Below are 3,204 nucleotides of genomic sequence, written 5' to 3' on the forward strand. Positions count from 1 at the left end.
GGCAAACTGGATGCTTCAACTGGTATTTCGTCTGAAAACCTTTTTGATCCGGCAAAAGAAACCGGCGAAGGGGATTTGCTTAGCATTGGATCAATAAGGATTTTCTTTCCATCTATCTCCAGTAAAAAAGTAGAGTGCCCAAACCAGGTTAATCGGGTTGTTTCAGCATTGAGGGTGGCTATTGAGGTGGAATCAATTTTTTGTACCGCAATATTCTCATTGGGGCTTCGGTTGGGAGATTTATTCATCATCTCTTTAAAAACCTTCCTGAAATTCATGTCCATTGGACTTGACTGTTGGTTTTGAAATTTACCATTTTTAAAATTTTGCAGTTGGCCGAAAGCAGCTTTTTGTTCCTTCGATAAGCTACTTCCAAACTGAGGGCTGAAAGTCATAAACAGCGCCAGGCCTATGATGCCTAAAACAATAATTCCCAGTAACGAAAGTCCAATCATTTTTAATATCCTCTTCATTTATTTTGGTTGCAGCACATTTAATTACACACTAACAAATACAAACTGGTATTTGTAGTGGAAAGTTTATAGTTCTGGTTTAACTTTAAAAAACGAAATTGAATACATTCTGATTGCAAAAGCCATTCTGCAGTCTTTGAACCGGAATACGCAAACCGAAATAGCCATTTTTACTAAGCCGGCAGCACATAAAACAATACAGCCAGCACATGCATTACACTTCCTGCAATAACAAACAGATGCCAAATAAGGTGGTGATAAGGCAATTTTTCCATTTTAAAAAACACTGTACCAAGGGTGTAGCATGCTCCACCTATTAAGAGAAAAACTACACCCATAGTTGGAATATTGCGGAATATTGGTTGCAGAAAAAACAACAGCATCCATCCCATGATAATGTAGGAAATGATGTAAAAGATATTAACTCCCTTTTCAAATTTATTGGGCAAAAATACTTTTACAATAATGCCGGCAAAGGCAAATCCCCATTGCAGCCCAAAAAGGGTCCAGCCCCAGTCTCCATGTAACCCGACCAGGGCAATAGGCGTGTAGGTTCCTGCAATTAAGAGGTAAATGGCAACCTGATCAAAATTATGGAAAAAATCTTTTGCTTTGCCAACTTTTAAACCATGATTTAAGGTAGAAGAAAGGTAAAGCAAAACCAATGTAGCTCCGTAAACACTGGCACTGACAATTCCGCGCACAGTACCATATTTAAGGGCAACAATAACCATAAAAACAAGTCCGGTAATAGCTAAAATGGTTCCAATGCCGTGCGAAATGGCATTGGCCTGTTCCTCTTTTTTACTAAAACGTCCGGCGATTGTTTTTTCAGGCATATCGTAGGATATAATTTTCAATAATTGAAACTTGCTTGTGGTTATTGTTGCCAGGGAACTTTGTGCATAAATTAATTATTTCTTCCGGGATTCGTGTTTCACCCAATCCACTTCCATCACCCACTCCCCTTCCATGGGCGAATCTGTGATTTTTGCATAATTTAAGATTGCAAACATGGGCTCCGGATATTCATCGCCCTGACCAACGTTGCGATGCACTTCTTTGCCATCGAGGCGGAAAACAAGATCGCTGCCCTCCCACTCTACAGAGTATTCGTGGTATTCGTTAAGCGTGGCAGGGATATCGGTACGTAAACTTCGCCAATCGCCTTTATCGCACTCACCAAGGCTTTTAATAGCTCCTGTGGTATATTTATCTTTTTGATGGTCTCCATGATGTTCAAAAATATCAATCTCGCCAGAGCCGGTTAGCGGCCAGCAAACATTTTCGTCCGCTTCCTGTACTGGAGGCTCATTGTTTCTTGCGCCAAGTATCCACCAGGCAGGAAACATACTTGCCTCACCATTGCCATGCAACTTTAAGCGTGCCGTCCATTTACCTTTTACAAATTCTTTCCGGTTTTTTGTAACGATACGTCCTGCTACATATTGGGTCTCAGGATGCTGATTCCCATGCTTGTCCATATTGTCACAGTCGATTTTTTCTCCGATATTGACCACTTTTATCTTAAGCGTACCATCACTTACCTCGCGTGTTCCATACTCACCATCTGGCACATAACACTGCTCTTCATTATTAACCCAAATGCGCTGGTCCTGCCAGTTGTCGGGGTTAAATGTATCAAAGTCGTCGAAGAAATCTACTTCCCAAACATCATTTGATGCATTTTCTTTTTCAGATTTTTTGTTGCCTCCATTACAGCTCATTACAAATGGCATAAACGCCATTAACGCAATAATTAAAATACGATTCATCATTTTTCAATTTAGATTATTATTCAATTTACAAGATGAAATAAGCCCTGACCATAGATTTGTTGATATAAAATTAATAAACCTGCCGCAATAATCAAGGCATAAAAGTCAAAATAAAACCCAAAATAAGACGATGTAATCAATCATTTTAATGAGAAACAGCCTTTAAGCCCACAATTGATATAATTAATGTAGAGAGAAAAAAAAGCCTCAAGAACGTAGTGGGTTCTTTAAAAATAAATATACCCACCATGGCTGTTCCAACGGCTCCTATACCCGTCCACACAGCATAGGCCGTTCCAATGGGCAGTGTTTGGGTTGCTTTTATCAGAAGCGTCATACTTATGAGTAGCGTTACAGCAAAGCCAGTATACCATAAGTACATTTCAGTACCTGTTGTTTCTTTTGCCTTTCCAAGGCAGAACGCAAAAGCTACTTCAAAAAAACCTGCAATGGTTAAAATAATCCAGTTCATTATGGCTCCTTTTGGTTTAAACTAGTATATATTAAAATATCGAAATTACGAAAACGAAACTTTTAACAAAGATAAAATACAAAGGACTAAAAATATAAAAATCTACAAACCATTTAGTTAACTCAATAAAAAATCATATTATGCAAAACAGCTATGTTAAAAGTATTACTTTTTAAAAATGAAATGTTATCTATATCTGCAAAAATATTTCACACTAAAAGCATTTCGGTCCAATTACATACAACAGCTTAAATGATTATATGGTTATTTACCATTTTCGCAAACAAATTGATTTTGACTCCGTCGAGCTTCGCTTCGCTACGGTTCAATACACCCTTTAAGTTTACTGGTAAATTACCGCGCATTCATTACAACTTATTTAATCAGACACAAAAATAGCCAAAGCAGATGAAGGCGAACTTATTAAAAAAATAAATAGTCAACGCTTTTACTTTTTACCGTTACTGGTAACACTTGTCTT

The 3,204-nt window shown here is 37.9% G+C and carries 4 protein-coding genes; all 4 read right to left on the reverse strand.

The genetic code is table 11. From position 1 onward, the window contains the following. Window positions 1-473 (reverse strand): MBL fold metallo-hydrolase (locus tag VJ937_RS12485; protein WP_324067601.1); only part of this gene is annotated, 473 nt, incomplete at its 3' end. Between the two features lie 173 nt (window positions 474-646). Further along, window positions 647-1,312 carry a PAQR family membrane homeostasis protein TrhA gene (gene trhA / locus VJ937_RS12490; protein WP_324067603.1) on the reverse strand — a complete coding sequence of 222 codons (666 nt, stop codon included), beginning with the start codon at window positions 1,310-1,312 and terminating at the stop codon, window positions 647-649. 75 nt (window positions 1,313-1,387) lie between these two features. After that, window positions 1,388-2,248 (reverse strand): glycoside hydrolase family 16 protein, encoded by an 861-nt coding sequence (locus tag VJ937_RS12495; RefSeq protein ID WP_324067605.1) that lies wholly within the window; start codon window positions 2,246-2,248, stop codon window positions 1,388-1,390. A gap of 148 nt (window positions 2,249-2,396) precedes the next feature. Further along, a complete protein-coding gene (locus tag VJ937_RS12500; protein WP_324067607.1) occupies window positions 2,397-2,723 on the reverse strand; it encodes a multidrug efflux SMR transporter in 327 nt (108 codons plus the stop codon). Between the last annotated feature and the right edge of the window lie 481 nt (window positions 2,724-3,204).

Source organism: Salinivirga sp., from assembly GCF_035268865.1.
Classification (GTDB): domain Bacteria; phylum Bacteroidota; class Bacteroidia; order Bacteroidales; family Salinivirgaceae; genus Salinivirga.

Excerpts from the sequence above, each read along its gene's own strand:
- trhA (WP_324067603.1), bottom strand. The coding sequence starts at position 1,312 with ATGCCTGAAAAAACAATCGCCGGACGTTTTAGTAAAAAAGAGGAACAG.
- VJ937_RS12500 (WP_324067607.1), bottom strand. The coding sequence starts at position 2,723 with ATGAACTGGATTATTTTAACCATTGCAGGTTTTTTTGAAGTAGCTTTT.
- VJ937_RS12495 (WP_324067605.1), bottom strand. The coding sequence starts at position 2,248 with ATGAATCGTATTTTAATTATTGCGTTAATGGCGTTTATGCCATTTGTA.